This window comes from Mobilitalea sibirica (assembly GCF_015999265.1).
GTDB classification, from domain to species: domain Bacteria; phylum Bacillota; class Clostridia; order Lachnospirales; family Lachnospiraceae; genus Mobilitalea; species Mobilitalea sibirica.
Window position 1 is genome coordinate 283,856 of record NZ_JAEAGR010000001.1, and the last position, 20,395, is coordinate 304,250.

General features: G+C 36.9%; 16 protein-coding genes. 12 read left to right on the forward strand and 4 right to left on the reverse strand.

What is annotated here, in order from left to right:
* The first annotated feature begins 22 nt into the window (after positions 1-22).
* From I5677_RS01180 to argC, 9 genes are all read left to right on the forward strand, one after another.
* Positions 23-850, forward strand: coding sequence for a polysaccharide deacetylase family protein (locus I5677_RS01180; protein WP_197659722.1), 828 nt, complete (start codon positions 23-25; stop codon positions 848-850).
* Positions 851-1,046: 196 nt separating this feature from the next.
* Positions 1,047-2,378 (forward strand): CapA family protein, encoded by a 1,332-nt coding sequence (locus I5677_RS01185; RefSeq protein WP_197659723.1) that lies wholly within the window; start codon positions 1,047-1,049, stop codon positions 2,376-2,378.
* A gap of 204 nt (positions 2,379-2,582) precedes the next feature.
* Complete coding sequence (locus I5677_RS01190; protein WP_197659724.1) at positions 2,583-3,659, forward strand: M42 family metallopeptidase; 1,077 nt, start codon at positions 2,583-2,585, stop codon at positions 3,657-3,659.
* A 364-nt stretch (positions 3,660-4,023) separates the two neighbouring features.
* Entirely contained in the window at positions 4,024-4,836 is an 813-nt protein-coding gene (locus I5677_RS01195; RefSeq protein ID WP_197659725.1) for a ZIP family metal transporter, read from the forward strand.
* A 257-nt stretch (positions 4,837-5,093) separates the two neighbouring features.
* The gene (locus tag I5677_RS01200; RefSeq protein WP_197659726.1) at positions 5,094-5,798 is read left to right on the forward strand and encodes an rRNA adenine N-6-methyltransferase family protein; all 705 of its coding nucleotides are present in this window, start codon (positions 5,094-5,096) and stop codon (positions 5,796-5,798) included.
* A 237-nt stretch (positions 5,799-6,035) separates the two neighbouring features.
* Positions 6,036-6,614 carry a hypothetical protein gene (locus tag I5677_RS01205; protein ID WP_197659727.1) on the forward strand — a complete coding sequence of 193 codons (579 nt, stop codon included), beginning with the start codon at positions 6,036-6,038 and terminating at the stop codon, positions 6,612-6,614.
* Between the two features lie 51 nt (positions 6,615-6,665).
* The gene (locus tag I5677_RS01210; protein WP_197659728.1) at positions 6,666-7,865 is read left to right on the forward strand and encodes an iron-containing alcohol dehydrogenase; all 1,200 of its coding nucleotides are present in this window, start codon (positions 6,666-6,668) and stop codon (positions 7,863-7,865) included.
* Positions 7,866-8,043: 178 nt separating this feature from the next.
* Entirely contained in the window at positions 8,044-9,414 is a 1,371-nt protein-coding gene (locus I5677_RS01215; protein WP_197659729.1) for an aldehyde dehydrogenase, read from the forward strand.
* 345 nt (positions 9,415-9,759) lie between these two features.
* Positions 9,760-10,719, forward strand: a complete 960-nt coding sequence (gene argC, locus I5677_RS01220) for an N-acetyl-gamma-glutamyl-phosphate reductase (RefSeq protein WP_197659730.1) — start codon at positions 9,760-9,762, stop codon at positions 10,717-10,719.
* Positions 10,720-10,933: 214 nt separating this feature from the next.
* Here the strand turns inward: argC and I5677_RS01225 are convergent, their stop codons facing one another.
* Complete coding sequence (locus I5677_RS01225) at positions 10,934-11,449, reverse strand: HD domain-containing protein (RefSeq protein ID WP_197659731.1); 516 nt, start codon at positions 11,447-11,449, stop codon at positions 10,934-10,936.
* Positions 11,450-11,899: 450 nt separating this feature from the next.
* On the opposite strand from I5677_RS01225, the gene I5677_RS01230 reads away from it, so the two are divergent.
* Positions 11,900-13,240, forward strand: a complete 1,341-nt coding sequence (locus I5677_RS01230; RefSeq protein WP_197659732.1) for a glycoside-pentoside-hexuronide (GPH):cation symporter — start codon at positions 11,900-11,902, stop codon at positions 13,238-13,240.
* A gap of 58 nt (positions 13,241-13,298) precedes the next feature.
* Here I5677_RS01230 and I5677_RS01235 read toward each other — a convergent pair whose 3' ends face one another.
* Positions 13,299-14,348 (reverse strand): DUF1189 domain-containing protein, encoded by a 1,050-nt coding sequence (locus I5677_RS01235; RefSeq protein WP_197659733.1) that lies wholly within the window; start codon positions 14,346-14,348, stop codon positions 13,299-13,301.
* A gap of 155 nt (positions 14,349-14,503) precedes the next feature.
* Between I5677_RS01235 and I5677_RS01240 the strand changes: the two genes are divergently transcribed.
* Both I5677_RS01240 and I5677_RS01245 read left to right on the forward strand, forming a co-directional pair.
* Entirely contained in the window at positions 14,504-16,435 is a 1,932-nt protein-coding gene (locus I5677_RS01240; RefSeq protein WP_243456455.1) for an alpha-glucosidase, read from the forward strand.
* A gap of 280 nt (positions 16,436-16,715) precedes the next feature.
* Positions 16,716-19,190, forward strand: a complete 2,475-nt coding sequence (locus tag I5677_RS01245) for a glycoside hydrolase family 3 C-terminal domain-containing protein (RefSeq protein WP_197659734.1) — start codon at positions 16,716-16,718, stop codon at positions 19,188-19,190.
* Between the two features lie 55 nt (positions 19,191-19,245).
* On the opposite strand, the gene I5677_RS01250 is transcribed toward I5677_RS01245, so the two are convergent.
* Both I5677_RS01250 and I5677_RS01255 read right to left on the reverse strand, forming a co-directional pair.
* Entirely contained in the window at positions 19,246-19,776 is a 531-nt protein-coding gene (locus tag I5677_RS01250; protein WP_197659735.1) for a CDP-alcohol phosphatidyltransferase family protein, read from the reverse strand.
* Between the two features lie 6 nt (positions 19,777-19,782).
* Positions 19,783-20,283 (reverse strand): MarR family winged helix-turn-helix transcriptional regulator, encoded by a 501-nt coding sequence (locus tag I5677_RS01255; protein WP_197659736.1) that lies wholly within the window; start codon positions 20,281-20,283, stop codon positions 19,783-19,785.
* Positions 20,284-20,395: the final 112 nt, after the last annotated feature.

A 20,395-nucleotide genomic window follows, 5' to 3' on the forward strand; every position in this document is an offset into this window, starting at 1 on the left:
GTAAATTGAAAGGGGACTTATTATGAAAAAAATTTTAACACTCGCATTAGCTTGTGTAGCTGTATCAGCATTCTTAATTTCCTGCTCTTCGAAGGATGTGGAAACTGATAGTAAGGATACGGTTACACCAACCGAAACACCTGCGGAAAATACACCAAAACCTACAGTAACACCGCTACCGGCTACTCCAACTCCTACGCAAGCTCCTGTAGCACAAGAGATTGATTATACCGGTAAAAAGCTGGTGGCATTATCCTTTGATGATGGTCCAAATCTTCAGACAACACCGCTAGTATTAGATAAGTTAGAAAAGTATGGGGTCGTAGCTACTTTCTTCTTAATTGGACAGAACATAAGTGATGAAACAGTTCCGGTTATGGAGAGACAGTTAGAACTTGGATGTGAAATAGCGAATCATTCGTGGACACATTTAAATATGGCACAACTGGAACCTGAGAAAATCAAAGAAGAAATCCTAAGCACCACTGATAAGATTTATGAAACGGTTGGAGTTACTCCAGTATTTTTCAGACCTCCATTTATATCTACCAGTGATGTAATGTATGAGAATATTGATCTTCCCTTCATCAATGGTATCAATTCTGCTGACTGGGATGCAACTGTTTCAGCTGAACAAAGAGCCGAAGGAATCTTAAGCAAAGTTAAGGACGGAGACATCATACTGCTTCATGACTTTACCGGAAATGATAAGACAGTAGAAGCACTGGATGCAATTATACAAGGATTAATAGATGACGGATATGCACTGGTTACGATGAGTCAGTTGTTTGAATTAAAAGGTGTTGATCCAAATGTAGAGAATAAAATTTGGACCAATACAGCATGGTAAAATAATTGGTCTGTTGCAGAATGGATAAGTCATATTTCATTTTGCAACAGACCTTTTTTTATCTCTTTCACCGCGAAAATTTACGGTAAAAGGGATTTTGTGTATGATTAGATATAATAATATAGAAAAATGTCATCTTCTAAGGTATAATGAAATCATCATAAATGAATCATCATTATATTAAAGAGGTGTTAATGTGAAAAAGAAGAAAAAACGTGCTATGGGCGCTGTTTTAATCATACAATTGGGAATTATCGCTGTCCTTTTAACAGTATTGGTATTAAAGGGGGAGGTATCCTTATCCTTTACAAATGAGACTACTTCACAGGCGATGAATAATGTTCAATATCCTGAACCGAATTCTACCGAGGATGATACGGGCAAACATACCCAAGATGTAAATAACAACAAAGATTCTAATGCGAATGAAGCTTCCGGTGTCTATGAAGATACAGATAATAAAGAAGATGGGGAATCAGAACAAAACACAGATACTGAAACTTCAGCGGCAGAGAATACAACGGATAAAAATGAAATTCCATCTTTGTCCGAAGAACGAATGAATGAATCTAAAAATGGTGCTGAGGATATATCTAAGGACGATACCAAGGATGTTTTTGATACAATTATTATCAGTGCAGCCGGGGATGTAACCCTGGGAAGAGATGCTAATTACGGATATGAAAGAAGCTTTGATCATGAATTGAAGATACAGAATAAGGATTATGGATATTTCTTTCGAAATGTTAAGGATATCTTCGAAGCAGACGATATCACTGTAGTTAATCTTGAAACAACCTTAACTAAATCTAAGAAAGCTGCCGATAAGAAGTTTCGTTTTAAAGCCGATCCATCTTACGTGGAGATATTAAAAGAAGGAGATATTGAAGTCGTCAGTATCGCCAATAATCATACCAGAGATTATCTCGATAAGGGGTATCGGGATACATTGACGACTTTAGAATCTGCAGGTATCGGATATTTTGGCTATGAACATAAATACATTGAGGATATCCGAGGAATTAAAGTTGGATTTCTTGGTTATGTTAGTTGGGAAGTAAGTAAAAATCAGAAAAAAGAAATAAAGCAGGCGATTGAAGGACTTAAGGAAGATGGAGCAGATATTGTTATAGCAATGTTTCATTGGGGAATTGAACGGGACTACTATCCAAACTATGTACAGAAGGAGCTGGCTCGTTATACAATAGACAACGGAGCAAATCTGGTCTTGGGAGCACATCCTCATGTTCTCCAGGGAATCGAAGATTATAATGGTAAGAAGATTGTATATAGCCTCGGTAACTTTTCCTTCGGAGGTAATAAAAATCCAAGTGATAAAGATACTATGGTATATATCCATAAATTTAATTTTGTAAATGGGATCTTAGATTCAGAAGAAAGTGAGATTATCCCTTGCTCAATTTCCTCAGTAAAAGAAAGAAACAACTATCAACCCACCCCTCTTGAAGGAAGTGAAAAGAAGCGGGTCATGAAAAAGATTGAGAAATATAGTAATTTTTCTTATTAAATAAAATTAAATAATTAAAATATCAAAATTGTAAATCACTAAATCATTAAGCCGTTGTACAATCATTAAATTAGATATTCCTTATCTATATTTCATTATAAAAGATGAGTTTACGATAATATATATGAATATTACGTTACATAGAATGATTTATATTTCCAACAGAAAAAGAAAAAGACATCTTAGAAGAAAGGATATTATAGAATGAATAAATTAAACACGATTAAGATGATTACCGAATTATCCAATGCCAAGGGGATATCTGGTTTTGAAGATGATGTTGTAGCGTTAATAAGAAATTATTGTGAAGGTTTTGGTACGATTAAGGAGGATACTCTTCGTAATCTCTATCTTTATTACAAGAATAACATAGGCAATCGTCCGATAGTTCAGTTGGATGCCCATAGCGATGAGGTTGGTTTCATGGTACAGGGAATTAAGCCGAACGGAACCCTGCAGATCATTCCCATCGGAGGTTGGGTTACCAACAATATTCCTGCCCATAAGGTGTGGGTTAAGAACGCAGAGGGTGAATATATCCCCGGAATAGTAGCCAGCAAACCACCACATTTTATGAGTGAGCAGGAGAAAAAGTCAGCTTTGGATATTAAGCAGATTACCGTTGATGTAGGGGCAACCTCTAAGGAGGAAGCGATTAAGGAGTATAAGATAAGAATAGGTGAACCCATTGTTCCCTGCGTTGACTTTGAATATCAGGACAAACATGATCTCATGATAGGGAAAGCATTCGATAACCGATTAGGATGTGGTATGGTTATCAGTACCTTACATGCTTTAGAAGGAGAAAACTTAGAGGTGGATATTGTGGGTGCATTTGCATCGCAGGAGGAAGTGGGAACAAGAGGGTCCATAGTAACCTCAAGAACAATTCAACCTGATATTGCAATTGTATTCGAGGGCTGTCCGGCAGATGATACCTGCGTGAATGAGTATGAGATACAGACAGCCATAAAAAAAGGCCCCATGCTGCGACATATTGATTCCAGAATGATAACGAATCCGAGATATCAAAGGTTTGCACTGGATTTAGCAGAAAAACATGGTATCCCTGTGCAGGAGGCGGTAAGGGCCGGCGGCTCCACCAACGGAGCTTCGATCCATCTGTCAAATCAGGGGGTACCGACCATCGTAATCGGTGTACCTGTAAGATATGCCCATACCCACTATGGTATCTCTTCTTATCATGATTATGATTGTGGAGTGAAACTGGCCTGTGAGATAGTAAGGAGCCTGAATAAAGAGGTTATTGAGCGTTTTTAGGAGTTAATATTTTATGCAACAAATACGTAAACAAATACGTAAACAAATACAATAATTCAGAAGTTAGTTCTAAGTTAATTACACCAAATACAAAATAGAATCAAAATAGAATCAAGATAGAATCAAAATAGAATCAAGATAAATCAATATAAACCTATATAAAATCAGCATAAAACTAATAGAAAGACCAATCAAATTTATATAATACAAAAACCAATACACAACCAATTCAAGAAACATAACCTCTCTAAATCTAGTTAGCCTTCATAAAGGGATTTTATAAATGAAACTAAGTTAGAAACAGGCAACATATTCTAAGTGGTTCATATTTATAATACGTAATGAAAAATCAGGAGGAATTTTTTTGGATTGGTTTATTAATTTGAACCCAGTGGTACAGGCGTTATTAGCCACCTTATTTACATGGTTTGTTACTGCAGTAGGGTCTTCATGTGTATTCTTGTTTAAAAGTATTAATAGAAAAGTTTTAAATGGAATGCTTGGATTTGCCGCAGGAGTTATGATTGCGGCTAGTTTCTGGTCCTTGTTGGCACCTGCAATCAGTATGGCAGAGGAAGCGGGAATGATAGCCTGGTTGCCAGCGGTCATTGGATTTTTATCCGGGGGAGCATTCTTGTGGTTAGTTGACGTATTAATGCCCCACGTGCATTTTATGCCACAGAATGCAGAGCCGGAGGGGGTTAAAACTGGTTTAAAAAGAAGTGTGCTTCTTGTACTGGCAATCACCCTTCATAACATTCCGGAGGGTCTTGCAATTGGTGTTGCCTTCGGAGCGGTAGCGGCTGATTTGCCAGCGGCTTCCTTAGCCGGAGCAGTGGCTTTAGCTCTAGGTATTGGCCTTCAAAACTTCCCGGAGGGAGCAGCTGTATCAGTACCACTGCGAAGAGAAGGATTATCCAGAATAAAGAGCTTTGCCTATGGGCAGGCTTCCGGTATCGTAGAGCCGATCGCCGGTGTTCTTGGAGCAGTAGCAGTAATTACTATGAGACCGATCTTACCCTATGCGTTATCCTTTGCTGCCGGAGCAATGATTTATGTTGTGGTAGAGGAATTAATTCCGGAAGCGCAACAGGAAAAAAGCCACTCCAATGCAGGAACCATTGGAGCTATGCTGGGTTTTTCTGTAATGATGCTTTTAGATGTTGCTCTGGGATAAATTTATGATAATTATAATACGAATTGATAAAGCCTTTTCATAATGAAGAGGCTTTTTGTTATTACAAGTAAACTTTACTTCAGAATGCTGTTTGATGCTATGATTAAGTGAGATATAGTCTTATTTAATGGAATAAAAATACTCATTATGAGACATAATAATTTTTGTTGTAAATATCTGAATAATGAGGAAGGTTTTCACACTTAATTTGTTTTATCTTTCTCTGGACTAAAAAGAGATAATGGAGTTTTCTTAGGATGAGTATTAAGGATAGATTAAGAATAAGAATTAAGGAAGAAGGCATATGTATGACAATAAAGTATTTGATCTGTGTATGCCTAAATTGTATACGGGAATGTATATATGAGATATTAATTGACTTATGCATCAGTAGAAAACTGCTTCGGGGGAATTGCAAAACGATCTATAAGCATCTGGGAGCGAATGATGTATACCATACTAAGTATTCCGTCATGCCGATCATTTTCCGCTTCGTACCAGTAGCAAGAAACGATGTATTAGTTGATGTGGGTTGTGGTAAAGGCCGAGTCATAAATTATTGGATAAGCAGGAGATTAAAAAATCAGATTGTCGGACTTGAGCTTGATGAAAGAGTGGCTAAATGTACGAAAGATCAGTTATCTAGGTATAAAAACATAACGATCATAGCCGGTGATGCCATAGCTAATCTGCCACAGGAAGGGACTATTTTTTATTTCTATAATCCATTCACAGAGGATAAGGTAAAACAATTTGAAGAAACAATGTCTGCTAAGTTTAACAAGAAACCAATTACAATTATTTATTATAATCCTAAAAGCGTCCATGTATTTGAGAATGGTAATTGGAGGATACGATATATTAACTTTGAAAAAGACCTTGGTCTGAAGAAGTGGGGCAGAATAAATAAATATCATGACTTAGCTATTATTAAAAATATAGTTACTCATATCGAAAGATAACTATATTAAGAGCTAAGAGTATTGCAAATTTTGATTATAATAAGTTGTAATACTCTTTTTTTAGAGTTTTTTAAATGCAGAATATATTAGCTTTAACGCTGATAAAATAATATGATGTCATAAATTAGTTGCTCTTGTATAAATTCAGTTGAAAGAAAGCTTGTTTCTTTTTTTATAGGATATCAGATACATTATATGGTATAATAATGGAAAACATATAGGAATAAGGGGGCTTCCATGAAGAAAAAGCGTTCATCCTTAATACAAAAACAATATAAGTATGAGAAGGATTCCAAGTCATATCTGATTGAAATAGGTATCGATGATTATACGGATATCTATGATCAGTGGGATCCCGTGCCTTTTAGGAAACGTTTTATTAATGAAGAATTTAATGAGTTTATCCTTACATCGGCTGAGGATATCCCAAGAAAGAATAATATAGTTATAGCCTTATATCTGCCTGAGAGTAAACGGGATTCGAATCGGGAAGCAGCAGTTAAGTCAGCTTATGAAAATTTTTATCTCTATGCCGCTGCAAGAGAGAAGCGTAATTGGATTAATTTAAGAGGAAAAACGATCTTTTATTTTACATTTTCCTTGCTTCTTCTTGCGTTTGGATACTTTTATTTAAGTGAAACTGAGCATATTGTATTCAATGTCATTAGAGAAGGAATTTTTATCGGAGGATGGGTATTCTTATGGGAATCTATCACGAATGTCTTCATTACCAGACGGGAGCTTAAGGGTATGATAAATTTATATAAAAGGATTTACCAGTCAGAAATCAGATTTATCTATATTGAAGAGAAATAGAAAACAGATCGAACCAAATATATGGTTAATGATTTATAAGGGGGAATTGAGTTGTATAAGATTTATTGTAGATTGTTTCAGCTAATATTAAGAGCTTTCTCGGGATTTTTACCTTGGCGTAAACCACAACTGTTAGAGGGTGAAAACAGCCTGAAAAGATTGCCAAAACGAATGAAGGAGAATGGATTACATAAGATTTTAATTGTAACGGATCGAGGTATCATGAATCTGGGATTAATGAAGGATTTATTATCCAGCATGGAAGCAGAAGAGCTTGAATATACCATCTACGATAAAACAGTTCCCAATCCTACCATTGATAATATTGAAGAGGCACTCATGCTTTATAATGAGAATAAATGTGATTCTATTCTAGGCTTTGGAGGTGGAACTGCTATTGATTGTGCCAAAGGGGTTGGAGCAAGGGTGGCTAGGCCTAAGAAAACCCTTCAAAAAATGAAAGGTTTACTCAAAGTTAGAAAGCCACTGCCACCTTTGATAGCGGTTCCAACCACTGCAGGAACAGGAAGTGAGGCAACCTTGGCGGCCGTTATTACCGACAGCAAAACCCATGAAAAATACGCTGTCAATGATACTTCCCTCATACCTCATTATGCCGTACTGGATCCTTTGCTAACAATAAAGCTTCCACCCCATCTGACTGCCACTACCGGTATGGATGCACTGACACACGCCGTAGAAGCGTATATCGGTAGAAGTAATACAAAAGAAACCTATGAATACAGTAAAGAAGCGATAAAACTGATTTTTAATAACCTATGGAAGGCCTATTCGAATGGAGAAGATTTAGACGCAAGAGAGAATATGCTAAAAGCATCCTACTATGCAGGGATGGCATTTACCAGAGCCTACGTTGGAAATGTTCATGCCATAGCCCATACCTTGGGAGGTTTTTATAACATACCCCATGGCTTGGCGAATGCTGTGATCCTACCATATGTATTAGACTATTATGGGGAAGCTGTCCATAAACCTCTGGCTGAACTGGCAGATCTAATAGGAATTAGCAAAGAAAAAGATAGTACATACGAGAAATCAAAACAATTCATAGAGAAAATTAAGTCAATGAATCAACAAATGGGAATACCCACAAAGATTAAGGGCATACAGGATAAGGATATTCCTGTTATGGTAGACCGGGCATGTCGGGAAGCGAATCCACTTTATCCTGTCCCTAAAGTTTTTTGCAAGAAAGACTTTTATATAATATATGAATACATAAAGGAATAATTCGGACAATCGAAGAAGCTACAGAACAAGGTTTTATCTAATAGAGTTGAAACAGCTAGGGTAAATTAAAGATTATTTGGAATGCATCACCGCAGATTCGTTTTATGAAATAATAGTTCTGTCAGTGTCACATGGGTAAAAGTGGTTTGTAATGGGTAATAAAGGAGGTTAAAAGGATATGAATAATATCAAATCAATATTGGAGCATCAAAGAAATTATTTTGCATCAGGAGTTACCAGAGAAGTATCCTTTCGAAAAATGCAGCTTCGAAAGCTTTATCAGGCGATTAGAAATCATGAAGCCGATATATTGAATGCCTTAAAACAAGATCTGAATAAGTCGGATTTTGAAGGGTATATGACGGAAATTGGGATGGTTTATGATGAACTTCGCTTTGTGATAAACAAGCTTTCCAGGTGGGCTAAGCCCAAGAGAGTCAGGACGCCGATTGCTCATTTTATCTCCTCCAGTAAAATCTATTCAGAGCCTTATGGAGTCGTACTCATAATAGCTCCTTGGAATTATCCGTTTCAGTTGGCGATTGAACCCTTAATCGGTGCCATAGCAGCGGGTAATTGTGCTGTGGTAAAGCCCTCGAACTATTCTCCTAACGTCTCTTCTGTGATTGATACAATTCTAAAGGAAGCTTTTGAGGCGTCCTATGTATCTGTTATTCAAGGAGGCAGGGAAGCGAATCAAAATCTCCTTGAGGAGAGGTTTGATTATATCTTTTTTACCGGAAGTGTTGCAGTAGGAAAGGTAGTGATGGAAGCAGCGGCAAAACATCTAACCCCGATCAGCCTGGAGTTGGGGGGTAAGAGTCCATGTATTGTTGATGAAACCGCTAATCTTGAACTGGCGGCAAAAAGAATTGTATGGGGCAAATACTTAAATTCCGGTCAGACCTGTGTGGCACCGGATTATCTGCTGGTTCATAAAAGCATAAAAGAAGAACTTGTTAGCAGAATGAAAAAATATATTACTTCATTTTACGGCAAAGAGCCCCATAATAATAAGGAGTATCCCAAGATTATTAACGAGAAACACTATAGACGTCTCCTAGGGTTAGTAAAAGACAGTCATATTGTTGTTGGTGGCAGAGGGAATGATCTGACACATCAGATTGAGCCTACTATGTTGGATCAGGTTAACTGGAATAGCGCTGTTATGGGTGAGGAAATTTTTGGACCGATACTCCCAATCCTTGAGTTTGAGGATCTGCGGGAGGTTGTTGTTGAAATTAACAAACACCCTAAGCCACTGGCACTTTATTTCTTTACGAATGATAAAACGCATGAAAGGTATGTTCTTAAGCATACCTCTTACGGTGGCGGCTGCATCAATGATACGGTAGTTCATTTGGCTACCTCTCATATGCCCTTTGGTGGTGTTGGGGAAAGCGGTATGGGAGGCTATCATGGAAAAGCCAGCTTTGATACCTTCTCCCATAAGAAAAGCGTGTTAAAGAAATCGAACTTGATTGATATTCCCTTAAGATATCCACCCTATAAAAATCATCTTAAATTACTAAAAAAGATTATGAAGTAGGGAAAAGATTGAGCGGTTTAATGTCATATATTGTGTTCTATAATTTTCATTGGCTAGTAATATTCTTTGCTTTGATATCCATCATAATAGGAACTCGATACAAGCAGTTTATAAGATGGCATAATCGAACCTTAAGAGAGTTAAAACGTAGTTCATTATTATTAATTGAGATTATTCAATAATTTATTTAATAAATATATAAATCCAGGTTGACAATTGTGCAATACAATTGTATATTAATGAATAACAATGTATAAATATACAAATTCACATATTTTATTATATACATGTATTGTTACTATTATTATTATGTTTTATTTATGCTAGGGATAAGGAGACAGTAGGATGAAAAAAAAAGTATTTGTTGATGGACTTTCCGGAACGACAGGATTAAAAATTCATGAAAGACTAAGTTTATACAGTGAACTGGATATGATTACAATAGATTATGAGAAAAGAAGAGATCCGGCTGAAAGAGCAAGATGCTTAAATGAAGCCGATATTGTATTCTTGTGCTTACCCGATGATGCTGCTAAGGAAGCGGTGTCCTTAGTAACCAATCCAAATACGAAGATAATTGATGCCAGTACCGCTCATCGAACATCCAAGGACTGGGCTTATGGGCTACCGGAATTATCAAAAGAACACAGGGAAGCTGTGATAAACGGGAAGAGGGTTAGTAATCCCGGCTGTCATGCCACAGCCTTCGCACTATCTGTATATCCTTTGATTTTCCATGGAATTATGCCTACCAATTATCCGGTAAGCTGCCAAAGCCTGACCGGTTATAGTGGTGGTGGTAAAGCTTTAATTGAAAAGTATGAGGCGGACGGAGAGGCTAATCCCTATACCACCGGTCCAAGACCCTACAGCCTGACCTTCAATCATAAGCATCTACCTGAGATGACCATGAGAACAGGGCTCCAGGAAAGTCCCATTTTTCTGCCGGTATTGAATAATGTATATCAGGGCTTGGCAGTCTCAGTTCCAATTCACACAAAGCTTCTTAACAAGCGGTTAAGTGTGAAGGAGATCCATGAACTGATGAGTGAACATTACTGCAAGGAGAAGTTTGTTAAGGTGATGCCCTATGGGGACGATACCAGTCTTTTCGATGGAGGACTTGACATAACTGCTTGCAATCATACCAATCAGGCTGAGGTTTTTGTCTTCGGAAATGATGCGAAGGGCAGTATAGTAATCTATACTAGACTTGATAATCTTGGCAAAGGAGCTTCCGGTGCTGCAATCCAGAATATGAACCTTATGCTGGGATTCGATGAGGATTTACATCTGCTTGACTAAGCAGTTAATGTTAATCTAATTAAAATAAATGCATATAAAAGGTATATACAAAACAAAACGATTATTAAATTCACATAAATAAGACATGTACAGCTTAAAAAAACATCCCAAATCGTATTAGGGTGCGTTCATTAAGTTAAACATGTCTTTTTGGTTATATTTTAACATTGTGCATTTAGAGCAGAATATACTGATATTAATTAACAGCCGGACATCAGGCGTAATCGTTAGGGAGAAGCTTACCTTCTATGAAAGTATAATCCTTTGGGAGCATAGAGATATGAAAGGTCTCTGCCAAGGAACAGATTTTATCCATAAGGCATACAATAACGGACTCCCGAGTCCTAGGACACCTGGTTAGGGTAAGGGGCCACATATGGGAGCTTATGATATCTGCTTCGGTGGGATTGATATCATAATGCTTTTTTGCATTGTGTAGGGCTATGCCGGCATGATAAAAGCCGTGAAGTTTATGAGCTTGATTTGGCATATGCCAATCGTAGAGGTAAAAGTCATGGAGCATAGCTCCTCTGGTTAGGCTTTTTGTATCAAAATGAAGTGGTATCCGTAAGGAAAGCCAGTAGCTGTAATAAGCGATAACAAGACAATGCGTATAGGTGGTCGTATTTCCATGCTGAATATACTTCTTCATTTTATGAATTTGCTCATTTTGAAGAAGTTCAGTAATATAATGAATAAACTCTTTCTTTTCCGTAGCGCTTAGTTTCATAAGTATACTCCATTCCAGTGCCAAACGACGAATATAAATAGCAGCACAGATTTGCCTTTAAATCATTTTTTAGTACTAATAACTCAATAAGATAATTGATTTATAGGATTACTTTTAAATATTTTACAGAATTTTATTTGATTATTCAATAGATATAGCTAGGATTAAAATGCTTATTTTCTGCTAAAATTCTGTGGTACATATGATAAGTAAGTCAGAAAAGGAGTCTTTGAACAATATTATATTTTTCTAAATTAATTAACTGAAAAACAGGGATAAAAGATTGAATATTTTGTCAATTTACGGTATACTAGTAGAAGTTGATACCGAATTCGCACCATCAATGGAGATGGTACCGTCTCTATAAGGATGGCAACAAAATATCATTTCAATTTGTTGTTAATTATTTTGATGGTAGAGCAGAGGCCCTACCGGAAAGGGTGGAAGGTTATGGGGAAGAATAGCTTTCAGACTACTAGATTGGAGCGCATGTCTTATGGAGGTTTTTTTCTGGGGCAGAATATTATCTATGTAATACAGTTTCAATTTTTGATGTATTTCTATACGGAGTATGTTGGGCTTTCCTTAGGTCATACTACCACAATGCTCTTGATTGCTAAGCTCTGGGATGCTTTTAATGATCCGATTATGGGAGCGATTGTTGACAAGGTGAATTTTAAGAAAGAAAAATATCTTCCTTGGCTTCGATTTGTCACTTATATTCTTCCTTTATCCATGTTTTTTGTCTTTATAAACATAGATGCTGCATATAATGTGAAGCTTATCTATGCCTATATTACATATATCATTTTTGGAATGGTTTACACGGTTTCTGATTCACCTTTATTTTCTCTGGCAACGGTAATGAGCAGGCATGCATATGAACGGGATACGTTGATATCGCATGGAAGGCTGGCTGCTGCTCTGGCGGCAATCTTAAGTGCTGCATTTATGAGTATCAAGGTTAAGGCTGGATGGACTTTAACGGCAGGTGTTTACTGTGTCGTTGCATTTTTAGTGATGTTCCCGATGCAATTTCATGCAAAGGAAAGAGTGAAATATCATCGAAGCTCGGATATTACTTTTCAAAAGATTTTTCGTTTTTTATTTAAGAATAAATATTTATTGCTTTATTATATTGGATATCTTGCGATTAGTGCTACTAATACTCTGCAGACCATGGCTGTTTATTTTGCTAACTCAAACCTCGGTGATGAGACCTTAGTTACTGTTATTATGGCTGTCGTGATTATACCGGTCATTATTGTAGCACCGTTCTTACCTACAATGATAAAAGCTTTTGGCAAGAAGAAGCTGACGATTTATTCTTCAGCGGCCATGATTATACTGTCCGTTATCCAATATTTTGCTGGCTACGAAAATCTTGCTGTATTCCTTGGTATTGCGGCTGTAAGAGTTACCTTTATGCAAATACCGCTATTGATTTATGGTATGTTTACGGCAGACTGTATTGAGTATGGAGCTTATATCAATGGAGAAAGAACAGAAGGAATCGCATTTTCCATACAGACCTTTATTACGAAACTGGGGGGTGCAATAAGCGCTACTTTAAGCTTATCTCTCTTAGGTTTATTTGGGTACGTAAAACAGGCTCCTATACAATCTGCAGATACGCTTGAAGGTATCTGGATTATTATGAGCCTGGTACCGATTATTGGATATGCAATTATGATTTTAATCATGTATGTGTATAAATTAAATGAGAAGGATGTTGCGCTCATGATGGAGCATAATCAGGCTAAGCTTGGATTAAAGGAAACGAGTGAATAGCGCAGGTTTTATTGTTTTTGATTACTAGAATGAATTACAATCCTTCTTTCATTGTAAATTACTTGTTTTTATTCTCGTTTTTAGTCTTATTATTCTCGATCTTCGCATTGTTGTAGGGGGTATCGCTAATCTCCTGATCAGAGGAATAGTGGTTTGGGTCTGTGTTCTGATTGGGCTCAGGTATCTGTTTTGGTACATAGTTACTACTGCTGTTTAAGTTATTGTATCTGCTATTATCATAACTTGTGGATTGCGTATCGTACTGACTATTTGAGCTTTCATTATCGTGGTAGGAGTTACTGTGGGAAGATATCATCCTGTTCCAGGAGGCAGCTTCCTCTGATTTATGAGATAATATTCCATAGACGATATAAATGCTGGTTATAGCTAGGGCAAGCAGGTTTTTTAAACTGTCTGGGACAAGGGGAAGAAAAAGATCTATAACGGTATATAAAAGGTGTATCGTAACTTTACTATATACGGCGGTTCGAAAAACCGTTTTAAAGGGCAGATTTGTTTTACTGATTGTAGCTACCAACATACCGAATATGGAGTATAAAAGGCTTCGAAAGTAATAAGCCCCAACCATAAATAAGTAGATGAGAACAGAGCCAATCATAAGTAGGACAAATAGAAAGGGTTTGGCAGTCTGAAGGATGGTGTCGTCGAAGTCAAAACCATATAACTGACTGAAATTAAAGCTCTGTATTCGGCCGTTTAATTGTTTGCTAATGATGTTGGATTTACTAATTAAGATAGCCTGATCATAGTTATCACTAACATCTATTAGTTCAAAAGCTTCAACATCAGTATCAACTAAGATATAAGTGCCATCATCAACAGTCTCATATCGTTCACTGACATAAAGTCTTCCATCCTTCATTTGGAATTCGGGTAATTCTTGGTCAAGTACATTAACAAAACCGTTTGGGCCGAGGATTTCAATATACATAGGTATTATGAGACCGATAATTGTAGTGAGTGCCACGAATAAAAATACAAAACCTGTAAGTCTGGCACCGCTTACTTTGGTAAGCTTATAATATTCTCTGGGTTTTGTTATGGCATGATGTATCTGCTGAAAGAAGTTCATTTTTGTATTCTCCATCGGAAAACCTCCATTATTTTTGTTTTATTAATATATACGATTGATAAAAGAAGGAGATGTTAATACAGAGAGATTATCTTTTCTTAGTTATTTTAACCATGTTTGTGGATTTAAACCTTAAAGGAACAAATGATTGTGGATGTTTAGTCTGATATATGATTTTTTACCCGGTGGAGGAGGCTTCTATGGAATATAAGCTGAATAGGAACAGTAAAGTAAAAGAGGTTTACAATAACCCGATCGGATATGATATTCTCCATAAGCTTCTGTTACAGATGAATATTAGGGAAGGTTTCATTACAAATCCCGTCATCGGTAATATGAAGCTGAAAACAGTCTCAAAATTGACGAAAAAAACCTTTGGTGACGGATTTGTTAGTACACTGCTTGAGCTGTTAAACAGTGAGAAGGATATACCTAAGACAGATACAGGGCAAACCGCACCTTCCTGGTGGAAAGAAGCTGTTTTTTATCAGATTTATCCGAGAAGCTTTTACGATTCGAATGGGGATGGAATTGGAGACCTTGAGGGAATTAGAAGGAAGTTGGATTATCTAAAGGAGCTAGGCATTGATGCTATATGGCTATCTCCGATTTATGATTCTCCCAATGATGATAATGGATATGACATAAGGGATTATTATAAAATCATGAAGGAGTTTGGTAGCTTAGAGGATTTTGACCGGTTACTTTTGGAAGTCCATAACAGGGATATGAAGCTGATTATGGATTTGGTTATTAACCATACCTCGGATGAGCATCCCTGGTTTCAGGATGCTGTAGAAAATGAAAATTCAAAATATAAAGATTATTACCTGTTTCGTAAATCGAAGAATGACAATCTCCCGCCAAATAACTGGACATCATTCTTTAGCGGCCCTGCCTGGAATTATTATAAACAACAGGATTTATGGGCATTACACCTGTTTTCAAAAAAACAGATGGATCTCAATTGGGACAATGAGAATTTAAGAAGTGAGATTTATCAGATGATTCAGTGGTGGTTAAAAAAAGGTGTGGATGGCTTTCGTCTGGATGTAATTAATTATATCTCAAAAAAAGAAGGCCTGCCTGATGGAAACGAAGCAGTAGGGAAGTTAATGGGCTATTATGGGATAGAACATTATTTTTATGGTCCGAAGCTTCATACTTATTTAAAGGAATTAAAGAGGGAAGCCTTTGCACCCTACCAAGCATTTACGGTTGGAGAGACACCGGGGGTCGGAATGCGGATGGCACAGTTGTTAACGGCTGATTACCGAAAAGAGCTGGATATGATCTTTTCCTTTGATCATCTTGAAACTCCGGGACATGTAAGATTCGAGGATTATCAATATGATCTTAATTATCTGAAGAAATATATGATAGATTGGATGGAGCATTACGGCAGCAGTTGTTGGATGTCCTTATTCTATGAAAACCACGATAATCCGAGAATGATATCGAAAGTTAATCCGGATCCTGCTTACAGAGAGGTTATAGGGAAGCTTTTAGCTATGATATTATTGACCTTAAAGGGAACTCCTTTTATCTTTCAGGGTCAGGAGATTGGGGCTGTCAATCAAGAGTTTCACAGGGTTGAAGACTTAAAAGATGTGGAAAGTATCAATCTATATCATGAATTAGAAGGTACTTTAGGGAAAGAGGCTGCATTTCACAAGGTATTAAGTGGCAGCAGGGATCATGCAAGAACCCCTATGCAATGGGATGCTTCTAAGGGGGCAGGTTTTACGAAGGGTCATCCTTGGATCTATATGGATGAGGATTTTAAAGAATGGAATGTGAAGAAACAGACCGAGGATAGATTATCTGTACTGAATTTCTACCGGGAGTTAATTCGATTACGAAAGAATACCAAAGCATTGGTATACGGTGAGTTTGAAGTTTTAAACAGAAAGAAGAAAAATCTGTTTACCTACCTAAGAAAATCAGGAGAAGAAACTTATCTGGTCGAATGTAACTTAAGCAATAGAACAATTAAAAGGGATAAGTATGGAGAAGATTATAAATCGGTGATATCCAATTATTCGGATAAAACAGACTGTTTAAGACCCTATGAGGCGACTTTATATCGTAAGCTATCATAAGAACAGAAAAGGAATAGAAATGAGTATAAGTAAGAGAGCCAGCGAAAGAAAATAAATAACAGATTGCCTGTGAGAAAGAATATGTAAGAGTGTACAAGTAAGGAAGAACAAGTAAGAGATTACCAATAAGAGAGTACATGAAAGAAAGTACAAGTATAAATATAAGAAAGATAGATAAAAAAAGATAGTATGAGATAGATAGTATGACAAAAGAAGATAGAAAGACAGCTTTCGAATACAGAGTAATAAAAATTACGCGAGAATTCTTTAGGAGGGTATGATGTCGGACAAATCTTATGGGGAAATAAATCAAAAGAAGGACAGTAGAAGGATGGAAGCAAGTGATCTGGTGAAGCAGATGACGCTGGAAGAAAAAGCCGGACTTTGTTCAGGGGAAGACAGGTGGTACTTAAAGTCCGTAGAGCGACTGGGAGTTTGTTCTATAATGATGTGTGACGGACCCCACGGGCTTAGAAAAGAAATATCCTATCAGGATAATCTTGCATTTAGTGATAGTGTACCTGCTGTATGCTTTCCGACAGCCAGCGCCCTAGCCTGTAGCTTTGACAGAGATTTAGCTTATGAGATCGGTATCGCTTTGGGTGAGGAATGCCAAAAGGAAGGAGTGTCCGTTCTGTTAGGGCCGGGAGTCAATCAAAAGAGAAGCCCTTTATGTGGACGAAATTTTGAGTATTTCAGTGAAGATCCTTATGTTTCAGGTGAGATGGCTGCGGCTATGATATCAGGAGTACAAAGTCAAGGAGTAGGGACATCCCTAAAGCATTTTGCCGTGAATAACCAGGAAAAACGACGTATGACTGTAAGTGCTATCGTGGATGAAAGGGCTTTGCGGGAAACTTACTTAAAAGCCTTTGAAATTGCCGTAAAAAAGGGTAAACCCTGGACTGTAATGTGTGCTTATAATCAATTGAATGGAACCTATTGCAGTGAAAATACATATCTGCTAACCGATATCTTAAGAGAGGAATGGGGATATGAAGGAGTGGTTGTATCCGACTGGGGTGCTGTCAATGACCGGGTATTAGGTTTGGCAGCCGGTTTAGATATCGAAATGCCCGGAAGCAATGGATATAATGATAAGAAAATAATTGAAGCAGTTAGGAAAAAAACATTACCGGAAGAATATTTAGACCGTACAGCCTGTAAAGTAACAGAACTAATCTTAAAAGCCTCGGATAATAAAAAGGAAGGGTTTACCTGTGATATGGATACACATCATCAATTGGCAATCCGGGCTGCAACAGAATCAGCGGTTTTACTAAAGAATGAGGATGACATCCTCCCGGGTAATCCAGAACAAAAGGCAGTGGTCATCGGAGCTTTGGCGAAGGAACCCAGATATCAGGGAGCAGGCAGCTCAAAGATACATCCCTATCAACTGGATATGCCTTGGGAAGCATTGAAGGAATATGGTACTATGGAATATGCACAGGGATATCTGGCAAACAGCGTTGGCAAGAAGGATTCTACCAAAGAAGAAGCTCTAAAAAAGGAAGCCATAAGAATATGTAAGGGTAAGGATATTGTCTACTTTTTTGCGGGACTTACGGAAGGTTATGAATCAGAAGGGTTTGACAGAGAAACTATGGACCTTCCTGAAAATCAGAATCGGCTAATTGAGGCAGTGGCTTCCATAAACCCGAATATTGTGGTAATACTCTCAGGAGGAGCGCCAACCAGGCTTCCTTGGGTAAGTAAAGTAAAAGGTATTCTGGTATCCTATCTTGGGGGAGAGGGTAACGGAAAGGCAATTGCCGATCTATTGATGGGAAAAGCGGTTCCCTGTGGTAAACTGGCGGAAACTTGGCCTTTAGAGTTATCGGATACTCCGGCTTATCATAATTTTCCCGGTGGAAGAACTACCGTAGAATATAGGGAAAGCGTTTATGTAGGTTATCGTTATTATGAAGCTGCTCAAAAACCGGTTTTATATCCGTTTGGACATGGATTATCCTACACCACTTTCCATTATTCTAATCTAGAGATTAATCAAGACGAATATCACTATGGGGACAAACTTATCCTTTCCTTTGATATTACCAATACCGGTTCATGGGAAGCAAAAGAAGTGGCATTTGTATTTGTAGCTCATAAAAATAAGAAGGTTTTTATGCCAGTGAAGGAGCTTAGAGCTTTCAATAAAATCTCTCTTAAGCCCGGTGAGAAAAAACAGATCGAAATTACCTTAGATACTCATGAATTCGCATATTATAATACTGCAATTCATGACTGGTACTGTGATAGCGGAGAGTATAAGATTATGATTTGCTCTTCTTTAACAGATTGCCATTTGCAGAAAACGGTTAATTTAATAAGTCCAAAAGTCAAACAACCGGATTACAGGGAAAAATTACCAAGCTATTATAGTCTTAAGAATGAAGAACTGGTCTTATCGGATAATGAATTTGAACATCTGTATGGGCAGGAGCTTATACCCGGTGATTTACTACCGACAAGGCCGTACAATCTAGATCATACGCTTATGGATGTGAGGCATACTTTGTTTGGAAAGCTATTCATTTTCATAATTAAAAAAATGGTGAAAAAGAATTCTTTTGGTTCCAAGGAAAATTATGCTATGATGATTTCAATGGTATTAGAGATGCCATTCCATTCCATGGTCCCATCAGGAGGGGGCATTATCACGGATCAGATGTTGGAAGGTATCTTGGATATCTTTAATGGACATCGAATAAAAGGAATCTTTAAGATAATCCGACACAAGAGAGGATAGGCAACAGAGATAGAATTTAACATTTCAAATATTAATTAATACAAAAAATAGATGACTAATCAAAAAAGATACTTCTTCGGTTGAGATTAGGCTTACTTGTTAACAAATGTAGTAAGCCTTCTTCCAACGCAGATATAGTGCCAACAATAAATACGATGTATAAATATATTCTATTTACTCTGTTCATAAATAAGGGTATCAGGAATACACTTATACCGGTTATTTTATTACACCAGGTATGTAAAACAACAAAGGCGTGGAATTTAACATATGCAATTAAGATATTTATCGTGCGAATAAGAATTATAATAATTATAAATGGTAGGTAGTTTCTAATTTCTTCTCCTATATGAAGAAAAACATAAAGTAATAGTACAATAAACATAAGCAGATCAGCCAGAGAATCTAATCTGGCACCCAAATTACTCGTAGTATTTGTTTTTCTGGCTATATACCCATCAATAAAATCACTGATACCACATATTAGGTATACCGGTATGAATATGGTTGTATTATTGAGGAAAAAAAGTAATATAACGGACATAAAAATTCTGCTTATAGTAATTAAATTAGCCACATTCTTCATAATTATTTATTCTCCTAATTCTGTAGAACTGAAGGTATCCATCATTTTATGAAGAGATACCAGCATCTCTTTCCCATGTTTCGGATCCAATTCCAAGGAGCACACCATTTTTTCTGGAATATGTTTTGCTTCTTCTTTAAATTCATATCCTTTTTTTGTTAATTTTATATAAACTGTACGCTCATCCTTAGAGCCTCTGGTGCGCTTGATAAAGTCAAGGGCCTCTAATTTTTTCAGCATAGGTGTTAATGTGCCGGAATCTAAATATAACTTTCTACCCAAATCCTTTACGGTAATATCATCCTTTTCCCATAAAGCCAGCAGAATAATATAGCCGGTATAAGTTAATCCATAAGGATCTAACAAAGGTTTATATTTACGGATGATTTCTTTTGAACAAACATATAAGGAAAAACACAGTTGATTATCAAGCTTTAGGATATCATATTCAGAGATTTTTTGAACATTTTCTGTAACTTTTTTGTTAGCATGATTTTGATTCTTCATATTCAAGATTCCTTTCTTATTATCTTTATATGAAAGATATATTGACTTCAATTAGATTTTATACAATTTTTATAATTTCGTCAATAAAATCTATTGACAAATGCAAATAAAT